Genomic DNA, 1979 nt, shown 5'->3' on the forward strand with positions numbered 1-1979 from the left:
GCTCCAAGCAGTCCACGTCAACCACGGACGCCGAAAAGGCTTACGAATCAACGTAAACGCCGCAGGACCTGGACTGTTCGACACACCCCGATGAAAGGAAACGCAGTGTCAACCACAGCCGACCGGCCCGTATAGCAGCACCCCGCGCTTGAGGTGCTGGCCCGCGGCGCGAAGGCGGGGCCCGTGCTCGGCGATCCCCACGACGTGACGTTCGATCTGCGACAGCGTGGCCTCGGGCAGCACCAGTTCGTCGCGACTCAGCGTCGGACGGGGCATGAACCGTAGGCCTCCGTACTGCTGCCCCTCGCCCACACCCAAGGCCAATACCTGACCTCGCAGCACGCTGCGCTCCACGGCCAGCGCTCGCAACTCTGCAAGCACCTCGCGCGCCCAGGTTGGATCGTCGGCAACCAACTCCACCATCGCCTGCCGGATGGGGCCGTGCGGATCGGCGCCACGGACCAGCGCCGCTGCGCGCCGTTCCCCGTCCCACAGGAGAAAGATCCCGAACTGGACGCAGCTTCTGGTGGTGTCGGGCGAGTCGGCCAGATCGTGGTAGTCCACCGGTCCGACTCCCACCCCGAACATCCGGCCTGACGACAGCAGCTCGGAGAGGGGATGGAATCGTCGCTGGTCGCCGGACACTCCGATCACCTCGACTCGGCGGCCGCCGGCTGCCGCGGGCCATGCTTCCAACGCGACGTTGACGTCCACCAGTTGGTAGGAGGGGAACTCCTGGTTGATCACGGGCAGCGTGCGAGCGTCGACGTTGAGGTGAGCCTGCAGGCGGTCCGCGAGGCCGTCCTCCACCCGCGGTGGCACCAGGAGGTGGAGTTCATCGAGCACCGCCGAGAGGTTGCGGGCCAGAGCCCGCAGCTCGGCGTCGGATCCGCCGCCCGCGACGACCACGGGCCGATGCTACGCGTCGGCTCCCCAGCTGCGTTCCAGATGGCTCCGACGACGAGGTAACAAATCGGCGCGATTCGCCCTTGCCTCAACGACCGTCGGGCGCGAAACTCCTCAAGAAGCTATGAGACGCACATTCTGGCTGGCCGGGATCCTCATCCTCACCGCGTCCGCGGCTTCAGCCTGCGGCGGCGGCACCCACCACAGCACCGACCCCACCACCACTCTCCTGCCAACCACCACCAGCACCACCCCCTCCACCCTCCCCCCAGCGACCACCACCACCGTCCCCGACCCGGTCAACATCCCTCCCACCATCGACGCGGCCTACGTGAACGCAGTGCTCGCACAGCTCAACCACGTCTACGGAGACGCCCAACGCATCGAAATCGCCACCAAATTCCTGCCCAAGTCAATACCACCCCTACTCCGGGCAATCTTCGGCGACGCCCAATACGCTCGCGAACTCAGCGTGTTCAGCCAAGCGCTCCAAGGGAACCAGCTCGACGGCCTAAGTCCAAATGCTGGTGACCGCAAGATGACTGCGGTCGCGCTGTCATCCAATTCGACGAGCTGCATCCAAGCATCGATAGTCGCCGATTATCGTTCCGTTGACCCTGTAGCCCCTCCTTCTGTTCCCGGCTACGTCGTGTTAAGGCCCAAAATCTCCGCGGATGATCCGCAGGGCGTCAACCGGACGCCCTGGATGATCTTTTATGAATCCAATCAGGCTCCAAGTTCTGGCGATGCCTGCTAAAGCAGCGCGACGGTTCTTCCTCGCCGTCGCAGTCGCTCTGTCAAGCGGGAGTGTGCAGGAACAACCAGCGCTAGCCGGCCAGGTCCCTACGACCTGCTTCTCATTTGACACCGGTATTGCGATCAGATGCGAGGGCTCCACCTCCGTCGTTGATGCACCAGCGCCGGCCGTCCCGTTGGCTAGTCCGGGAGTCCCGGCCACGACCATCCCGCCCGCGAACATCATCTACACCCCCAACGTCGCCCCCGGCCCCACCGGCCAACTCTGCGTCACCTTCACCCAAACCACCGGCCCCAACCTCGTCAACACCATCGGC

At 65.1% G+C, this 1979-nt stretch carries 2 protein-coding genes; one reads left to right on the top strand and one right to left on the bottom strand.

Annotation, left to right across the window (positions count from 1 at the left end; all coding sequences use genetic code 11):
- Positions 1-108 precede the first annotated feature (108 nt).
- On the bottom strand, positions 109-909 hold the full coding sequence (locus K6U06_RS24420) for an ATP-binding protein (protein ID WP_262324602.1): 801 nt from the start codon (positions 907-909) through the stop codon (positions 109-111).
- Between the two features lie 121 nt (positions 910-1030).
- On the opposite strand from K6U06_RS24420, the gene K6U06_RS24425 reads away from it, so the two are divergent.
- Positions 1031-1663 carry a hypothetical protein gene (locus K6U06_RS24425; RefSeq protein WP_262324603.1) on the top strand — a complete coding sequence of 211 codons (633 nt, stop codon included), beginning with the start codon at positions 1031-1033 and terminating at the stop codon, positions 1661-1663.
- The last annotated feature ends 316 nt before the right edge of the window (positions 1664-1979 follow it).

This window comes from Acidiferrimicrobium sp. IK (assembly GCF_025499425.1).
Classification (GTDB): Bacteria; Actinomycetota; Acidimicrobiia; order Acidimicrobiales; family Palsa-688; genus Acidiferrimicrobium.

Bases quoted from the DNA above. Each gene is read 5' to 3' on its own strand.
- K6U06_RS24425 (WP_262324603.1), top strand. From the start codon at position 1,031: ATGAGACGCACATTCTGGCTGGCCGGGATCCTCATCCTCACCGCGTCC.